Annotated in this window: 15 protein-coding genes; 4 read left to right on the forward strand and 11 right to left on the reverse strand. The window is 59.8% G+C overall.

The features are described from left to right. Positions 1 to 369 precede the first annotated feature (369 nt). The 3 genes from AC1DRN_RS13430 to AC1DRN_RS13440 all read right to left on the reverse strand — a co-directional run bounded on the left by AC1DRN_RS13430 (position 370) and on the right by AC1DRN_RS13440 (position 2,996). Positions 370 to 1,107: an S-methyl-5'-thioinosine phosphorylase gene (locus AC1DRN_RS13430; protein ID WP_223463213.1), complete on the reverse strand. Its 738-nt coding sequence runs from the start codon at positions 1,105 to 1,107 to the stop codon at positions 370 to 372. Between the two features lie 12 nt (positions 1,108 to 1,119). Then, positions 1,120 to 2,130 carry a beta-N-acetylhexosaminidase gene (nagZ, locus tag AC1DRN_RS13435; RefSeq protein WP_223463212.1) on the reverse strand — a complete coding sequence of 337 codons (1,011 nt, stop codon included), beginning with the start codon at positions 2,128 to 2,130 and terminating at the stop codon, positions 1,120 to 1,122. A 158-nt stretch (positions 2,131 to 2,288) separates the two neighbouring features. Then, the gene (locus AC1DRN_RS13440; protein WP_108219237.1) at positions 2,289 to 2,996 is read right to left on the reverse strand and encodes a TetR/AcrR family transcriptional regulator; all 708 of its coding nucleotides are present in this window, start codon (positions 2,994 to 2,996) and stop codon (positions 2,289 to 2,291) included. A 229-nt stretch (positions 2,997 to 3,225) separates the two neighbouring features. Between AC1DRN_RS13440 and lexA the strand changes: the two genes are divergently transcribed. Both lexA and sulA read left to right on the forward strand, forming a co-directional pair. Further along, a complete protein-coding gene (gene lexA, locus AC1DRN_RS13445) occupies positions 3,226 to 3,834 on the forward strand; it encodes a transcriptional repressor LexA (RefSeq protein WP_007995278.1) in 609 nt (202 codons plus the stop codon). A 10-nt stretch (positions 3,835 to 3,844) separates the two neighbouring features. Further along, the gene (sulA, locus tag AC1DRN_RS13450; protein WP_007991406.1) at positions 3,845 to 4,321 is read left to right on the forward strand and encodes an SOS-induced cell division inhibitor SulA; all 477 of its coding nucleotides are present in this window, start codon (positions 3,845 to 3,847) and stop codon (positions 4,319 to 4,321) included. 93 nt (positions 4,322 to 4,414) lie between these two features. Here the strand turns inward: sulA and AC1DRN_RS13455 are convergent, their stop codons facing one another. From AC1DRN_RS13455 to AC1DRN_RS13485, 7 genes are all read right to left on the reverse strand, one after another. Further along, entirely contained in the window at positions 4,415 to 4,648 is a 234-nt protein-coding gene (locus AC1DRN_RS13455) for a hypothetical protein (RefSeq protein ID WP_223463211.1), read from the reverse strand. A gap of 94 nt (positions 4,649 to 4,742) precedes the next feature. Beyond that, entirely contained in the window at positions 4,743 to 5,267 is a 525-nt protein-coding gene (locus tag AC1DRN_RS13460) for a DUF6586 family protein (protein WP_223463210.1), read from the reverse strand. Between the two features lie 290 nt (positions 5,268 to 5,557). Next, positions 5,558 to 8,185, reverse strand: coding sequence for a type I DNA topoisomerase (gene topA / locus AC1DRN_RS13465; protein WP_223463209.1), 2,628 nt, complete (start codon positions 8,183 to 8,185; stop codon positions 5,558 to 5,560). 114 nt (positions 8,186 to 8,299) lie between these two features. Continuing rightward, positions 8,300 to 8,536 (reverse strand): DUF1653 domain-containing protein, encoded by a 237-nt coding sequence (locus tag AC1DRN_RS13470; protein ID WP_477786729.1) that lies wholly within the window; start codon positions 8,534 to 8,536, stop codon positions 8,300 to 8,302. A 99-nt stretch (positions 8,537 to 8,635) separates the two neighbouring features. Continuing rightward, positions 8,636 to 9,811: an acetyl-CoA C-acyltransferase FadA gene (fadA, locus tag AC1DRN_RS13475; RefSeq protein WP_053160736.1), complete on the reverse strand. Its 1,176-nt coding sequence runs from the start codon at positions 9,809 to 9,811 to the stop codon at positions 8,636 to 8,638. 29 nt (positions 9,812 to 9,840) lie between these two features. Further along, on the reverse strand, positions 9,841 to 11,988 hold the full coding sequence (gene fadB / locus AC1DRN_RS13480; RefSeq protein WP_223463208.1) for a fatty acid oxidation complex subunit alpha FadB: 2,148 nt from the start codon (positions 11,986 to 11,988) through the stop codon (positions 9,841 to 9,843). Positions 11,989 to 12,600: 612 nt separating this feature from the next. Continuing rightward, complete coding sequence (locus AC1DRN_RS13485; protein WP_223463207.1) at positions 12,601 to 13,038, reverse strand: hypothetical protein; 438 nt, start codon at positions 13,036 to 13,038, stop codon at positions 12,601 to 12,603. A gap of 104 nt (positions 13,039 to 13,142) precedes the next feature. Here AC1DRN_RS13485 and AC1DRN_RS13490 point away from each other — a divergent pair, with 104 nt between their 5' ends. Next, positions 13,143 to 13,583 (forward strand): universal stress protein, encoded by a 441-nt coding sequence (locus AC1DRN_RS13490; protein ID WP_218428798.1) that lies wholly within the window; start codon positions 13,143 to 13,145, stop codon positions 13,581 to 13,583. Positions 13,584 to 13,800: 217 nt separating this feature from the next. Here the strand turns inward: AC1DRN_RS13490 and AC1DRN_RS13495 are convergent, their stop codons facing one another. Next, positions 13,801 to 15,720 (reverse strand): ATP-binding cassette domain-containing protein, encoded by a 1,920-nt coding sequence (locus tag AC1DRN_RS13495; protein WP_223463411.1) that lies wholly within the window; start codon positions 15,718 to 15,720, stop codon positions 13,801 to 13,803. A gap of 214 nt (positions 15,721 to 15,934) precedes the next feature. Here AC1DRN_RS13495 and AC1DRN_RS13500 point away from each other — a divergent pair, with 214 nt between their 5' ends. Further along, the gene (locus AC1DRN_RS13500) at positions 15,935 to 17,863 is read left to right on the forward strand and encodes a transglycosylase SLT domain-containing protein (RefSeq protein WP_223463412.1); all 1,929 of its coding nucleotides are present in this window, start codon (positions 15,935 to 15,937) and stop codon (positions 17,861 to 17,863) included. Positions 17,864 to 17,924: the final 61 nt, after the last annotated feature.

Below are 17,924 nucleotides of genomic sequence, written 5' to 3' on the forward strand. Positions count from 1 at the left end.
CCCCCACAGGTTCAGTGGCGTTCGCAAAAAATGTGTTCGACGCTATTACTGTGGGAGGTGAAGTCGACGCTGGCGCGGGTGCTCAAGGGCTGAGTCCCACTTGATACCGAGTTGACTTCATCGCGAGCAAGCTCGCTCCCACAGGTTCTATGGTGTCCGCAAAAGTTGTGTTCGACGCGGACCCTGTGGGAGCGAGCTTGCTCGCGATGAAGTCAACTCGGTATCAAGTGGGACTCAGCCCTTGAGCACCCGCGCCAGCGTCGACTTCACCTCCCACAGTAATAGCGTCGAACACATTTTTTGCGAACGCCACTGAACCTGTGGGAGCGAGCTTGCTCGCGATGAAGTCAACTCGGTACCAAGCGGGACTCAGCCCTTGAGCACCCGCGCCAGCGTCGATTTCACCTTGCCCATGCCGTCATGCAATGCCTGCTCGATCTCGGCCATGGTAATTACCGCCGTCGACTTGCCCGCCGCCGGGTTCACCACCAGCGCCAGACAGGCGTAATCCAGTTCCAGTTCCCGGGCCAGGGCGGCCTCCGGCATACCGGTCATGCCGACGATGTCGCAGCCATCGCGCTCCAGCCGGGCGATTTCAGCCACTGTCTCCAGGCGCGGCCCTTGAGTACAGGCATACACGCCATGACTGCTGTAGCCCACACCTTCCGCCGCCAATGCCGCAATCAGTTGCTGGCGCAACGGTTCGCTGTAGGGGTAGCTGAAGTCGATATGGGTGACGTGTTCCAGGTCATCGGCAAAGTAGGTGTGCTCACGACCGCTGGTGTAGTCGATCAACTGATGCGGCACGCAGAAATGCCCGGTGCCCATGGCTGCATGGATACCGCCCACGGCGTTTACCGCCAGAATGGCTTGCGCACCGGCCTGCTTCAGCGCCCAGAGGTTGGCGCGGTAGTTGACCTGATGCGGCGGAAAACGATGGGGATGACCGTGACGCGCGAGGAAAAGCACTTCCTTGCCAGCATACTCGCCGATCTGAACGTCGGCCGAAGGTGCGCCATAAGGCGTGTCCACTGTCAGTGACTGGCGAATGCTCAGGCCTTCGAGTTGAGTCAGGCCAGTGCCACCGATAATCGCGTAAACCGTCATAACGAACAGTCCTTAATCAATCAATTGAGCTTCTTTGAGCGCGCCGACAGCAGCCAGCCAGCGCGGGTCCTGACGGTATTCGGTGTTGGCGAACGACTGGCCGCGCATCCGTGCAATGCGCTCGGAAGGCTTGACCTTCAGACGCTGGGCAGCGCTCAGGGCGAGCTCGGCAGCCGCACGGTCGTTGCACACCAGGCCCATGTCGCAACCGGCAGTCAGCGCAGCTTCAATTCGACTGGCGGCATCGCCGACCACGTGGGCGCCCGCCATGGACAAGTCGTCACTGAAGATCACGCCATCGAACTGCAACTCGCCGCGCAGGATGTCCTGCAACCAGCGGCGGGAGAAACCTGCGGGTTGAGAATCGACTTGTGGATAAATAACGTGGGCCGGCATGACGGCGGCCAGTTGCTTGCTCAGCTTGGCAAACGGCACCAGGTCATTGGCGCGGATCTCGTCGAGGCTGCGCTCATCATTCGGGATCGCGACGTGGGAATCAGCCTCGGCCCAGCCGTGGCCGGGGAAGTGCTTGCCGGTGGCGGCCATGCCTGCGCTGCTCATGCCGCGGATGAATGCACCCGCGAGCAAGGCAGCGCGCTCGGGATCACCTTCGAACGAACGGGTGCCGACAACGGCACTGCGCTGGTAATCCAGGTCCAGCACCGGGGCGAAGCTCAGGTCCAGGCCGACAGCCAGCACTTCGGTCGCCATGATCCAGCCGCACTGCTCGGCCAGGTATTCGGCGTTCGGGTTGTCGGCGATGGCGCGCATGGCGGGCAAGCGCACGAAACCCTGGCGCAGGCGCTGCACGCGGCCGCCCTCCTGGTCCACAGCCAGCAACAAGTCGGGACGGACGGCGCGGATCGCCGCACTCAATTCACGCACCTGGCGTGGATGCTCGATGTTGCGGGCAAAGATGATCAGGCCACCCACTTCGGGCTGGCGCAACAATTGGCGATCTTCAGCCGTCAGCCAGGTACCGGCGACGTCCACCATCAACGAGCCTTGCAAGCCAGCAGTCATAAGAATTCCTTGATAACAGAAAACCCGGCCCACACGAATTCGCCGCCAAGGGCATGGCCCGGCAGATTGGCGAGTTCAATGAGGAACGGGTTCAGAACGAGAGTCGGCATGGGCGGCTAGCTTAGCGGATGTCAGCTGCCGCGCCCACCCATGCGCGGTTATACCTTGGCGGCAACCGGCGTCGATTTGCTGCGTGGACGCAACTGGGCAGTGGCCATGGCCGCGTCAGTCACACCGGATTCGGCACGCATGCCGGCGGCCAGGAATGGCACCATCAGGCGCATGACCTGCTCGATCGAGGTATTCACGCCGAAGTCGGTTTCGGCAATCGCGCGCAAGGCCTTGATACCGGACATGCTGAACGCCGCAGCACCGAGCATGAAGTGCACGCGCCAGAACAGCTCGATGGGCGGAATACGCGGCGCCGCTTCGTTGACCAGTATCATGTAGCGGCGGAACACCTTGCCGTACATGTCTTCCAGATAACGACGCAAGTGCCCCTGGCTCTGACTGAACGCCAGTCCCAGCAAACGCATGAAGATAGACAGGTCGTTGCCACTGCGCGGCTGCACCACCAGTGCCTGCTCGACGAGGATTTCCAGCAACTCTTCGAGTGTCGGCCTGATTTCAGGTTTGGCCTGACGCCGCTCCAGCTCTTTATCGAGACTGATACAGAACGGCCCGAGGAACCGCGAGAAAACCGCCTGAATCAACGCCTTCTTCGAACCGAAGTGATAGTTCACCGCCGCCAGGTTGACACCGGCCTTGCTGGTGATCAGGCGCAACGAGGTTTCGGCGAAACCTTTTTCCGCGAACAACTGCTCGGCAGCATCGAGAATGCGTTCAACGGTTTCCGACTGGGCCATGGCTACTCCGCCTGACAAACACTTGTTTGAAACATACGTTTCAGCCTGCGCCTTGTCAAGCCTGGCAGTTCGTTTCGGGAATGGTCGGTCAGACATTTAACCACACAACGGCGAAGCTTCAATCCACTGACTGATTGACCGTCCGGCGGCCGCTAAAAAAAGGAGCATTGCCAAGACCGCCTCACTGTATATAATCCCAGTCACTGTATAAAAAAACAGAGCGATCAATATGCTAAAGCTGACGCCACGCCAAGCCGAGATTCTGGCCTTCATCAAACGCTGCCTGGAAGACAACGGCTACCCGCCAACCCGTGCGGAAATCGCTCAGGAACTGGGTTTCAAATCACCCAATGCGGCGGAAGAACACCTCAAGGCCCTGGCTCGCAAGGGTGCAATCGAGATGACGCCTGGCGCCTCCCGCGGCATTCGCATCCCCGGCTTCGAAGCCAAGGCCGACGATTCCACCCTGCCGATCATTGGCCGGGTCGCAGCCGGCGCCCCGATTCTTGCGCAACAACACATCGAAGAGTCCTGCAACATCAACCCCGCCTTCTTCCATCCGCGCGCCGACTACCTGCTGCGCGTCCATGGGATGAGCATGAAGGATATCGGCATTTTCGACGGCGACCTGCTGGCGGTCCACACCACCCGCGAAGCCCGTAACGGCCAGATCGTGGTGGCGCGAATCGGCGACGAAGTGACCGTCAAGCGCTTCAAGCGTGACGGCAGCAAAGTCTGGCTGATCGCCGAGAACCCCGAGTTCGCCCCGATTGAAGTGAACCTTCAAGACCAGGAACTGGTGATCGAAGGCTTGAGTGTCGGCGTCATTCGCCGCTAAAGGAGGCACCATGCAGTTCCCACAGACATCACCACAGCAAACCCAACTGCCGTTGTTCGAAGCGTTCATGGCACAGCCATTGGCGCCGATTCTGAAAGACGTAGTCGAGTCCCCCTGGAGCGCCGAACCTGACGTTTTCAGCGAGCTGTCACTGCGTGGTGCAGCCGGGAACTGCCTGAGCCTGCTGGCACCGATCCTCAGGGAATTGAGCCAGGATCAGGATGCACGCTGGCTGACACTGATCGCGCCACCCGCCAGCCTGACTCAAGCCTGGCTGCGAGATGCCGGCCTCAACCGCGAGCGCATTCTGTTGCTGCAACCGCGGGGTACCCAGAGCGCGCAGCAACTGACCTGCGAAGCGCTGCGCCTGGGTCGCAGCCACACGGTGGTCAGCTGGATCAACCCGTTGAGCCCGCAATCGCGGCAACAACTGATCAGCGCCGCCCGCACCGGGGACGCTCAGAGCCTGAATATTCGTTTGGGCTAACTGACAGACAGGGTGCGAGCTTCACCGCGCGAGGCTTCTCCAGGGACAGAGAAGCCAATGAATAGCGACATCAAGAAAAACGACAGGCGGGGATCAATGAAGCACCCGCGACCCCTCGTCCTTGTCGAATTCGCCTTCAACCAGGCGACCGGCCATCTGTACACCGACGCTCAACATCGCCTTGGCGACTTCCACGTACTGTCCTTGCAGGAACGCTTTGGCGTCCTCGGAGAAATCCAAAGTAACCAGAGAACCCTCGTCCTCGGCCCTGCGCAGCTCGATACGGCCGTCTGGTAACTCGACAATTTCTAGAAAGGACGTTGGCATAAAGGACTGTTCTCCACGAAAGGCGGGGATTATATAGGCATCGTTCGGGGTTCGCTTGAGATCTTGACCAGATGTCATTACCCAAATGTGTGCGTCAGCACTCGTTCAACCCTTCACGAAACCGGATCGCCAATGCTTTCAGGTTCTGACGCCAACTCTCCAGCTCCTCCCGGCTCAGCTCCTCCGGCGCATCCTCTTCATCCAGATTGACAGCCTGGATCAGTGGCTGGGTCACGTCCCCTTTCGGCTTGTGCGGCGCGCGCGGCGGTTGAAACAGCGCAGCATGGGCGGCCAGGAGTTTGGCCAGCCAGGTCTCCGGGTTATTGGCCAGCTCGACCAGCTCAGCCATTTCCGGAATGGCGATGGCATCCAGCACCTCGCGAGTCAGCAATAACTCTGCACGGGGCGCATTGGCCTGAGGCAAGCGATAGTAACCGGCGATTTCGTGACACAGCCCCAACAGCGCGCCGTACAGGTGAAACAGCGCGGATTCGCGTCCCGCCTGGATCAGCGCCAGCGAATTCATCGCCCGCCCCTCTTCAGTGCGAGCCAGTGCTTCCAGCGACAAGCCGGCGAAGTAAATCTTCTGATTGGTACGGGTATAAAGTTCGTGGGCCATGACGGCAGCCTCCACAACGAAATAATTGCTTCACGCAGGTTGGACAGTGTCGTGGATCAGCCAGGCAAACCGCAAGTCCTCTGCCGATGCCGATGCCGATGCCGACGCCAACACTGTAGGAGCGAGCCTGCTCGCGAAAAACTCAAGGACAACACGTTTTTCCAGGATGTACACGTTATCGTTTACGTTTTTCGCGAGCAGGCTCGCTCCTACAGAGAAAGCAGCAAAAACAAAAAAGGCCGCATGAACACCCGAGGGTGGTCATGCGGCCTTTTCATTACCCCAGGCTGTTAAGCCTTGGCTGCCGGACGCTTGTCTTCGACCGCCCACTTGCCGCCGTCGTAGAACGCTTTCCAGCCAGTCGGTTTCCCGTCAACCTCGGTCTGCACGTACTGTTCCTTGGTCTTGCGACTGTAACGAATCACAGTCGGGAGACCATCCGGATCTTTCTTCGGCGCCTCGCAGAGGAAGTGATACTTCGGATCGATCTCATCCTTGTGCGGGATGATTTCCATCACCAGCGGAGCACGGGTCTCGCGGTTTTTCGGGAACTGGCTGGCGGCCAGGAACAAGCCTGATGCACCGTCGCGCAGAATGTAGGTGTCGTTGACCTTTTCGCACTTCAGCTCAGGCATCTTCACCGGATCCATCTTCGGCGGTGCCGCATCGCCGCTCTTCAACAACTTGCGGGTGTTCTTGCAGGTCGCATTGGTGCAACCGAAGAACTTGCCGAAGCGGCCAGTCTTGAGCTGCATCTCGCTGCCGCACTTGTCGCATTCCAGGCTCGGGCCTTCATAGCCCTTGATGCGATAGGTGCCCTCTTCGATTTCGTAGCCATTGCAATCCGGGTTGTTACCGCAGATATGCAACTTGCGCTTCTCATCAAGCAGATAGGCATCCATCGCCGTGCTGCAGATCGGGCAGCGATGCTTGCCACGCAACACCAACGACTCCGACTCACCCTCGTCGTCCGCGGCGATTTCGTCGCCCGGCACCAGGTTGACGGTGGCCTTGCAGCGCTCTTTCGGCGGCAGGCTGTAGCCTGAGCAACCGAGGAACACGCCGGTCGACGCAGTACGAATCTGCATCGGACGACCGCAGGTGGTGCACGGGATGTCGGTCATCACCGGTTGATTGGCACGCATGCCGCTTTCCGGGCTTTCGGCCACTTCGAGTTTCTTCTTGAAGTCGCCATAGAACTCGTCGAGCACGTTTTTCCAGTCGCGTTCGCCCTGGGCCACGTCATCGAGATGCTCTTCCATGCCGGCGGTGAAGCCGTAGTCCATCAGGTTGGAGAAGCTCTCCGCCAGACGCTCGGTAACGATGTCGCCCATCTTTTCCGAGTAGAAGCGACGGTTGTGCAGCGCCACGTAACCACGGTCCTGGATGGTCGAAATGATCGCCGCGTAGGTCGAAGGACGACCGATGCCACGCTTTTCCATTTCTTTTACCAGGCTGGCTTCCGAGTAACGCGCCGGCGGCTTGGTGAAGTGCTGGGTCGGATCAAGCTTGATCAGCTTCATCGCGTCGCCCTGGGCCATGTCCGGCAATACATCGTCGTCGCCCGGCTTGGCGATTTGCGGCATGACACGGGTGTAACCGTCGAACTTCAGGATGCGGCCCTTGGCGCGCAGCTCGAAGTCGCCGGCACCCACGGTGACGGTAGTCGACAGGTATTGCGCCGGCAGCATCTGGCAAGCGAGGAACTGGCGCCAGATCAGCTCGTAGAGGCGTTCAGCGTCACGCTCCATGCCCGACAGCTTGCTTGGCTCGGTATTGGCGTCGGACGGACGAATCGCTTCGTGAGCCTCTTGTGCGCCTTCCTTGCTGCTGTAGACGTTCGGGGTTTCCGGCAGGTACTTCTTGCCGAACTCGCCTTCAATATAGGTACGCGCCATCGCCACGGCATCAACCGAAAGGTTGGTGGAGTCGGTACGCATGTAGGTGATGTAGCCGGCTTCGTACAAACGCTGGGCCATCATCATGGTTTTCTTCACACCAAAGCCCAGGCGATTGCTTGCGGCCTGCTGCAGGGTGGAAGTGATGAACGGCGCCGACGGCTTGCTGCTGGTCGGTTTGTCTTCGCGCTTGACGATGCTGTAGCTGGAAGACTTGAGCTTCTCCAGCGCGGCCATGGCCTGGGTTTCGTTGAGCGGTTTGAAGGCTTCGCCTTTCTCGCGGGCCACATCGAAACGCACGGTCGCGCCTTTGGCGGTGCCGAGGTCGGCATGGACTTCCCAGTACTCTTCCGGGATGAACGCGCGGATTTCACGTTCGCGCTCGACGACCAGCTTCACGGCAACCGATTGCACGCGACCGGCAGACAAGCCACGAGCGATCTTGGCCCACAGCAGTGGCGAAACCATGTAACCCACGACACGGTCGAGGAATCGACGCGCCTGCTGGGCGTTGACACGATCGATGTCCAGCTCGCCTGGTTTCGAGAAGGCTTCCTGGATCGCCTTCTTGGTAATTTCGTTGAACACCACGCGCTTGTAGCGGGTGTCGTCACCACCGATGGCTTCGCGCAGGTGCCAGGCAATGGCTTCCCCCTCGCGGTCCAAGTCGGTTGCGAGATAGATGGTGTCAGCATCCTTGGCGAGCCGGCGCAGCTCTTCGATGACTTTTTCCTTGCCCGGGAGGATCTCGTACTTGGCTTTCCAGCCATGGTCCGGATCGACACCCATGCGCGCGACCAGCTGCTTGCGCGCCTTTTCTTTCGGTGACAGTGCCGGCACTTCACCCGCAGCAGCCTTGCCGCGCTTGGCGGCTGGCTCTTTGCTGGCGCTAGCCGAACCGCTGGTGGGCAGGTCTCGGATATGGCCGATACTCGACTTCACCACGTATTCGTTGCCCAAATACTTGTTGATGGTCTTGGCCTTAGCCGGGGATTCCACAATGACCAGCGATTTGCCCATGGATCAGAAAATTCCTGAATTCGAGAAGTGAAAGGCGGTTGGCGCCTGACGCGGCACCGCTATATATAGTGGCAACAAGGTGAGGTCAAGCGCAGGGTTTTGCGCGCACCCAGCTTATGGCTTGGTAAAAAGGCTTTCTTCGGCCTGCACCAAAGCAAAGCGTGGCACCTGTTCACCGTCAACTTCGACGGACTCCAGGAACATGCTCAAGGGACGCACCCAAAAGCCGTAATCGCCATACAGGGCTTGATAGAAGACCACTTCTTCTTCGGTTTCCRAATGCCGCGCGACACTGAATACGCGGTACTGCGGACCTTTGTAATGTTGGTAGAGCCCTGGTTGTATCGGCATGCTTTGGCCCTCACTCAAATTTTTTCAAAATAAAAACAAAAATAAATCCGGAAAAACAAAAACCGGGGCACTTGGCCCCGGCTTCCATCAGCGAGACGCTTAAACGCGTTCGAAGACGGTGGAGATGCCTTGGCCGAGACCAATGCACATGGTGGCCACCCCGAAGGTGCCGCCATTCTGCTTCATCACATTGAGCAAAGTGCCGGAGATACGCGCACCGGAGCAACCGAACGGGTGGCCCAGGGCGATCGCGCCACCGTGCAGGTTAACCTTCTCGTTCATCTTGTCGAGCACTTTCAGATCTTTCAGCACTGGCAGGGCCTGTGCGGCGAAAGCTTCATTGAGCTCGAAGAAGTCGATGTCGGAGATGCCCAGACCCGCGCGCTTCAGTGCTTTTTGTGTGGCCGGTACTGGACCATAGCCCATGATCGCCGGATCCACACCTGCCACTGCCATCGAGCGAATCACCGCCAGAGGCTGGATGCCCAGGTCCTGTGCGCGCTGCGCCGACATCACGATCATGCACGAAGCACCATCGGTGATCTGCGACGAGGTGCCCGCTGTCACGGTGCCGCCCTTCGGATTGAACGCCGGCTTCAGGGCCGCCAGGCTTTCCAGGGTGGTTTCCGGACGAATGGTTTCGTCGTAGTCGAAGGTTTTCAGGAAACCGTTCTCGTCGTAGCCCTGCATCGGGATGATTTCGTCTTTGAACTTGCCTTCCACGGTCGCCTTATGGGCGAGTTGGTGGGAACGCACGCCGAAAGCGTCCTGTTGCTCGCGGGTGATGCCGTGCATTTTGCCCAGCATTTCCGCGGTCAGGCCCATCATGCCCGAGGCTTTCGCCGCGTACAGCGACATGTGCGGGTTCGGATCGACACCGTGCATCATRCTCACATGGCCCATATGCTCGACGCCACCAACCACGAAAACGTCACCGTTGCCGGTCATGATCGCTTGCGCAGCAGTGTGCAGGGCACTCATCGACGAGCCGCACAGGCGGCTGACGGTCTGGCCGGCCGAGGTGTGCGGGATCTGGGTCATCAACGACGCCATGCGCGCGATGTTCCAGCCCTGCTCCAGGGTCTGGTTAACGCAGCCCCAGATCACGTCTTCGACTTCGCTCGGGTCAACCTTGACGTTGCGTTCCAGCAGTTTGCTGATCAGGTGCGCCGACATGTCTTCGGCGCGGGTGTTGCGGTGCATGCCGCCCTTGGAGCGGCCCATCGGAGTACGACCGAAGTCGACAATCACGACGTCTCTAGGATTCAAGCTCATAAGTTCACTCTCACTCTAGTTGGGGGCGCTTAACCGAAGAAGCTCTGGCCGTTCTTGGCCATTTCGCGCAGCTTCGCGGTCGGGTGGTACAGCGCGCCCAAATCAGCGTACTGGTCGGCCAGGGCAACGAACTCTGCCACACCGAGCGAGTCGATGTAGCGCAGCGCACCGCCACGGAATGGAGGGAAACCAATACCGTAGACCAGGCCCATGTCGGCTTCGGCAGCGGTTTCGACGATGCCGTCTTCCAGGCAACGCACGGTTTCCAGGCACAGCGGGATCATCATCCAGTTGATGATGTCTTCGTCGGTGACTTCGCGCTGCTCGTAAACGATCGGCTTGAGCACTTCCAGCACCGACGGATCGGCGACTTTCTTCTGCTTGCCCTTCTTGTCGGTCTCGTAGGCGTAGAAGCCCTTGCCGTTCTTCTGGCCCAGGCGCTTGGCTTCGTAGAGCACGTCAACGGCCGAACGGCGGTCGTCCTTCATGCGGTCCGGGAAACCTTCAGCCATCACGTCACGACCGTGGTGGCCGGTGTCGATGCCGACCACGTCCATCAGGTAGGCCGGGCCCATTGGCCAGCCGAACTTTTCCATGATCTTGTCGATACGGACGAAGTCCACACCGGCGCTGACCAGCTTGGCGAAACCGCCGAAGTACGGGAACAGGACGCGGTTGACCAGGAAGCCCGGGCAATCGTTGACGACGATCGGGTTCTTGCCCATTTTCTTGGCGTAGGCAACGGTGGTGGCGACAGCCAGCTCACTGGACTTCTCGCCACGGATCACTTCCACCAGYGGCATCATGTGCACCGGGTTGAAGAAGTGCATGCCGACGAAGTTTTCCGGACGCTTGAGGGCCTTGGCCAGCAAGGTGATGGAAATGGTCGAAGTGTTCGACGCGAGGATGGTGTCCTCTTTGACCTGGTCTTCCACTTCAGCCAGTACCGCTTGCTTGACCTTCGGGTTCTCGACGACCGCTTCAACCACCAGGTCCACGTGACCGAAGTCTCCGTAAGACAGGGTTGGACGAATGCCGTTGAGCACTTCAGCCATTTTCGCGGCGGTCATGCGACCTTTATCAACGCGGCCAACCAGCAGTTTGGCGGCTTCGGCCAGACCCTGCTCGATACCGTGCTCGTTGATGTCCTTCATCAGGATCGGCGTACCTTTGGAAGCCGACTGATAGGCGATACCGCCGCCCATGATGCCGGCGCCCAGTACGGCGGCCTGCTTCACGTCCCTGGCGATTTCGTCGTAGGCCTTGGCCTTTTTCTTCAGTTCCTGATCGTTCAGGAACAAGCCGATCAGGCTCTGCGCGGCCGAGGTCTTGGCCAGTTTGACGAAACCGGCTGCTTCAATTTCCAGCGCCTTGTCGCGACCGAAGTTCGCGGCTTTCTGGATGGTCTTGATCGCTTCAACCGGCGCCGGGTAGTTCGGGCCAGCCTGGCCAGCCACAAAACCTTTGGCGGTTTCGAAAGCCATCATTTGTTCGATGGCGTTGAGCTTCAGCTTTTCCAGCTTCGGCTGGCGCTTGGCCTTGTAGTCGAACTCGCCGGAAATGGCGCGTTTGACCAGTTCCAGCGCGGCGTCCTGCAGCTTCTCTGGAGCAACCACTGCATCGACAGCGCCAACTTTCAGCGCGTCTTCAGGACGGTTTTCCTTGCCGGCGGCAATCCACTCGATGGCGTTGTCGGCACCAATCAGGCGCGGCAGGCGCACAGTACCGCCGAAGCCCGGGTAGATGCCCAGCTTGACTTCCGGCAGACCGATCTTGGCGTTGGTGGACATGACGCGGTAGTCCGCCGCCAGGCACATTTCCAGACCGCCACCCAATGCGATGCCGTTGATTGCGGCTACAGTCGGGACGTTGAGGTCTTCGAAATCGCTGAAAATCCTGTTGGCTTCGAGGTTGCCAGCAACAAGTTCTGCATCCGGCAGCTTGAAGTTGTCGACAAATTCGGTGATGTCGGCGCCGACGATGAACACGTCCTTGCCACTGCTGACGATCACGCCCTTGATCGAAGCATCTGCCTTGATGGTGTCTACGGCCTGACGCAGTTCGTTCAGGGTTAGACGGTTGAACTTGTTGACGGACTCACCCTTGAGGTCGAACTTCAGTTCGACGATGCCACTTTCAAGAGCCTTAACCGTGATGGCTTTACCTTCGTAAATCATCAACTGATCTCCACGATATGGAAGCTGAACAGTACACGTCGGACGCAGGCGAATGGCTTGGCAGGGACGTTGATCGTCAATGCTACGCCCATTCCCCCGGCACACCCGCCAACGCGATAGTCGGGATTCTGTAGGAGCGGTCTGAAATACAAACGCTCAATTCATACGCCCGTTTGATTTGGGTACGTCACCTTCACGGAATTTCCGACAATTGTCAATCGCCTGAAAAACGGGTTGAAACGCGACTTTCCGGTCATTTCCGTACTGCGAAGACCTTAAACACGCCGAAGCATGCAAGGTCATTCATAGAATCAATTGTTAGAAAAGTCGCCCTAATTCGCTGCAGCCCGTGTTTAACACGCTACGCTGGCGAAACCAGGGGAAAAAGTTGAACGCTTTGGCGAATGCCCAGCGTAAGATCAGCCCACACCGTTTTACCGGCCTGCCTGGCCAACCCGCCCGATGAAGTTGTCGGGCTTTTTATTGCCTGATCGCTTCCTGTAGGAGCGAGCYTGCTCGCGATGAACCTGAGGACGCCGCAGGGGTGTCAGGTTGCCAGCGTCATCGTTGACGACCATCGCGAGCAGGCTCGCTCCTACAGGGGACCCGGTTTCAGGCCAGTGCCTTGAGGGTGGCATCGATCTGTTGCAACACCTCGGCCTCACCCTTCTCGCCCCAATACAAGGCGATTATTTGCTTGTCAGCCTCGACCTTGAAGACATTGCCTGGCAATTTTTCGAAATGATCGAGCAGCGCCCGATCTTCACAGATTTCCTGCCATTGATTGACCCAGACACCCGGTGATTTTTGCCAGTAACTCCAGCACGCCGGCTGACTGCCACGTCGCGGGCGATGGTACTGCGCACAGGGGCTTGGCGGCTCCTGGCTCAGCCAGTGCGGCCATTGCTGAGGTGCCAGTTGCATGGCCAGGCCGATGCGCCGGGCCTCCATCCGCAGGGCTATGCGCCCACTCTGGGCACGCGAGGGGCGCAACCATGCCAGCGGGCTGAGTACCACCAGCAGGATTGACACCACTATCCAGACCGTCATATCTGTACTCCCGATTCTTGATGAGCCCATTGTGTCACTTTGGAACCAATGCGCTTGAAACCAGCCATACTTACCAATATTGCATCCCTCAGGAGGAGCACCTCATGCCCTACAACCATATTCTGGTCGCTGTAGATCTGACCGAAGAGTGCGACCCTGTGATCCACCGCGCTCGCGAACTGTCGGTGAGCAACGGCGCGAAGCTGTCCCTGGTGCACATTGTCGAACCGATGGCGATGGCCTTCGGCGGCGACGTGCCGATGGACCTGTCACAACTGCAACAGCAGCAGTTCGATCAGGCCAAGGAGCGACTGGAGCGCCTCAAGCACAAATACGCCGAACTCGAAGGCGCCAACTGCCACCTGACCTACGGCCAGCCACGCCAGGAAATTCACCACATGGCCAAGGAGCAGACCTGCGACCTGATCGTGGTGGGCAGCCATGGCCGGCACGGCCTGGCACTGCTGCTGGGCTCCACCGCCAATGACGTGCTGCATGGCGCGCCTTGCGATGTGCTGGCGGTGCGCCTGCAAACCAAATCCTGAAGTTGTAGGTACCCCCTGTGGGAGCGAGCTTGCTCCGGGCGGCGTTCCGACGATGAGGCACTGACAGTCGATATCAACGTTGACTGACAGGCCGCCATCGTCGGAACGCCGCCCGGAGCAAGCTCGCTCCCACATTGAAAATTAACAACCTTCAAATCTTCATACGAAAAGCCCGGCGTTCATCACTGAACGCCGGGCTTTTTTATTGCGGGATCAATCAGGCATCCAGTTCGGCCCAACGCTCGACCATGATGTCGAGTTCAGCCTGCAACTGCTCCAGCTGAGCAATCACCGCAGCCGTTTCGGCGGCAGGACGCTGATAGAAGCCCGCATCCGCCATCTGTGCTTCAACGGCGGCGATCTGTTGCTCCATGGCTTCGATCTGCCCCGGCAACGCTTCCAGTTCGCGCTGCAACTTGTAGCTGAGCTTTTTCTTCGCTACTGGCGCTTCGACGGCCGCCGCAACCGGCGCAGGCTCGGCCTTCACCACCGCAGAATTCAGGTCGGCCTTGCCGGACTTGCTCTCGGTCACGCCCAGCAGGCGCGGCGAGCCGCCCTGACGCAGCCAGTCCTGGTAGCCACCGACGTACTCGCGAACCTGGCCTTCACCTTCGAAAACCAGAGTGCTGGTGACCACGTTGTCGAGGAATGCCCGGTCGTGGCTGACCATCAGCACGGTGCCATTGAAGGTCAGCAAGACTTCTTCGAGCAGTTCGAGGGTTTCAACGTCGAGGTCGTTGGTCGGTTCGTCGAGTACCAGCAGGTTCGCCGGCTTGCTGAACAACTTGGCCAGCAACAGACGGGCACGCTCACCACCGGACAGCGCCTTGACCGGCGTGCGGGCACGCTGCGGGCTGAACAGGAAGTCGCCGAGGTAGCTCAGCACGTGGCGGCTCTGACCATCGATATCGATGAAGTCGCGACCTTCGGCGACGTTGTCGATCACGGTTTTTTCCAGGTCCAGCTGATGGCGCAACTGGTCGAAGTAGGCAACATCGATCCTGGTGCCCTCTTCCACTTTGCCGCTGGTCGGCTGCAGGCCGCTGAGCATCAGCTTCAGCAACGTGGTCTTGCCGGTACCGTTGGCGCCAAGCAGACCGATACGGTCGCCGCGCTGCAGCACCATGGAGAAGTCCTTGATCAGGAACGGGCCGCCCGGGTGAGCGAAGCTCACGTTCTCGAGCACCATCACTTGCTTGCCGGACTTGTCGGCAGTATCCAGCTGGATATTGGCCTTGCCGGTACGCTCACGACGTTCGCTACGCTCGACACGCAGGGCCTTGAGGGCACGTACGCGGCCTTCGTTACGGGTGCGACGGGCCTTGATGCCCTGACGAATCCACACTTCTTCCTGGGCCAGGCGCTTGTCGAACAACGCGTTGGCGGTGGCTTCGGCAGCGAGTTCGGCTTCTTTGTGCACGAGGAAACTGGCGTAGTCGCCGTTCCAGTCGATCAGGCCGCCGCGATCCAGTTCGAGGATGCGGGTGGCCAGGTTCTGCAGGAAAGAACGGTCGTGCGTGATGAACAGCACGGCGCCCTGGAAATCCTTCAGTGCTTCTTCAAGCCAGGCGATGGCACCGATGTCCAGGTGGTTGGTCGGTTCGTCGAGCAGCAGCAGGTCCGGCTCGGACACCAGGGCCTGGGCCAGCAGCACGCGACGACGCCAGCCGCCGGACAACTCGGCGAGGGTCTTGTCGGCCGGCAGTTGCAGGCGGCTCAGGGTGCTGTCGACCAGGGTCTGCAGGCGCCAGCCATCGCGGGCCTCGAGGTCGTGCTGGACGTGCATCAGTTTGTCCAGATCGGCGTCAGTGACGATGTTCTGGCTCAGGTGGTGATATTCGGCGAGCAGGGCGCCAACGCCGTCCAGGCCTTCGGCCACCACGTCGAATACTGTCCGCTCGTCGGCCACCGGCAATTCTTGCGGCAATTCGCCGATCTTGAGCCCGGGTGCACGCCAAACGGAGCCGTCATCGGGCTTCTGGTCGCCCTTGACGAGCTTCATCATGCTGGACTTGCCAGTGCCGTTGCGGCCGATGATGCACACCCGCTCACCACGGGCGATCTGCCAGGACACCTTGTCCAACAACGGCATAGCGCCGAAAGCAAGGGACACATCGCTGAATTTGAGCAGGGTCATGAGCTTCTCCAAAAACCGGGCGCGCATTCTACCTGACTTGAGGCTTCAGAAGGCCGGCAATTTCACTCTCGCAGCACTCTGCATGACAAATGTTGCGAACTGATGCGGGAACACCCGCAAAGCTTTCACCGGCTGCTGGCAAAAGGCTAAGCTACAGACAATTCAGCGCGGGCCTGGCCCGCGCTTGTCATGATTTTCTCTGCCCGGACGTCTCATGCGCAGTCGCCTTTTCAATCTTTTATCTGCATTTTTACTGTCTGCCGCTGCCGTCCAATCCGCCCAGGCGGTGGACCTGTCCACCCAACGCCAGTATTACGATGAAGCCAAGCGCGCCCTGGCCAAGGGCGACAGTGGCCCGTATTTCCGTTACAGCCAGGCCCTCGCCGATTATCCGCTGGAACCTTACCTGGCGTACGACGAGCTGACCGCGCGCCTGAAAACCGCGAGCAACGCCGAAATCGAGAAGTTCCTCGCCGAACACGGCGACCTGCCCCAGGCCAACTGGATGAAGCTGCGCTGGTTGCGCTGGCAGGCGGATCGGGGTGACTGGGCGACCTTCGTCAAGTATTACGACCCGAAAATGAACTTCACCGAACTGGACTGCCTGAATGCGCAGTACCAGCTCAGCCACAATCTCAAGACCGAAGGTAACGCCAACGCCGAAAAACTCTGGCTGACCGGCAAATCCCAACCCGAAGCCTGTGACACGTTGTTCGGCATGTGGGCCGCCGAAGGTCAGTTGACCGAACAAAAACGCTGGGAGCGCACCAAACTCGCCGCCCAGGCGCGCAACTACCCGCTGGCCAACAGCCTGATCAACGGCATGACCAACCTCGCCCCTCGCGGTCGCTTGCTGGTGGACGTCGCGCAGAAACCGGAACTGCTCAACCAGTCGTCACGCTTCACCCCGGCCGACGAAGCCATGTCCGATGTGGTCAGCCTCGGCCTGCGCCGCCTGGCTCGCCAGGACCCGGACAAGGCCATGGACCTGCTCGACGGTTACGCCAGCAGCATGCACTTCTCCCGGGATGAAAAAGTGGCGATCGCCCGGGAAATCGGCCTGACCCTCGCACGACGTTTCGACAGTCGCGCACTGGATGTCATGACCAAATACGACCCCGAGCTGCGCGACAACACCGTTTCCGAGTGGCGCCTGCGCCTGCTCCTGCGCCTGGCGCGCTGGGACGATGCCTACCAGTTGACCCGCCGCCTGCCCCAGGACCTGGCCACCACCAACCGCTGGCGTTACTGGCAGGCCCGCAGCCTGGAACTGGCGCAACCGCAGAATCCGGAAGCGCAGACGCTCTATAAAAGCCTGGCCCGCGAACGCGACTTCTATGGTTTCCTCGCCGCCGATCGCTCGCAGTCGCCCTACTCTTTGCTCAACAAGCCGCTGGTGCTCAGTCAGGCCACCATCAACAAGGTGCGTAACACGCCCGGCGTACGCCGCGCCCTGGAACTGCACGCCCGCGGGCAGATCGTCGATGGCCGCCGTGAGTGGTACTACGTCAGCCGTCACTTCAGCCGCGACGAAATGGTCGCCCAGGCCAAACTGGCCTACGACCTGAAATGGTACTTCCCGGCGATCCGCACCATCAGCCAGGCGCAGTATTGGGATGACCTGGATATCCGCTTCCCGATGGCCCACCGCGAGACCCTGGTGCGTGAAGCGAAGAATCGCGGCCTGCATCCGAGCTGGGCGTTCGCCATCACCCGCCAGGAAAGTGCGTTCATGGACGACGCCCGCTCCGGGGTCGGCGCCTCGGGCCTGATGCAACTGATGCCCGCCACCGCCAAGGAAACCGCACGCAAGTTCAGTATTCCCTATAGCTCGCCACAGCAACTGCTGGATCCGGACAAGAACATCCAGCTCGGTGCCGCCTACCTGAGCCAGGTGCACAGCCAGTTCAACGGCAACCGGGTCCTCGCCTCCGCCGCCTACAACGCCGGCCCCGGCCGCGTACGCCAATGGTTGCGTGGTGCGGACCACCTGAGTTTCGACGTGTGGGTGGAAAGCATCCCGTTCGACGAAACCCGCCAGTACGTGCAAAACGTGTTGTCGTACTCGGTGATCTACGGTCAGAAGCTCAATGCGCCACAGCCGATCGTGGATTGGCATGAGCGGTTTTTCGACGATCAATGATCGGTAGTGCCGGCGCTCTAAAAAATGCCCGCATCAAACGATGCGGGCATTTTTTTGTCAG

Source organism: Pseudomonas sp. P5_B3, assembly GCF_056400405.1.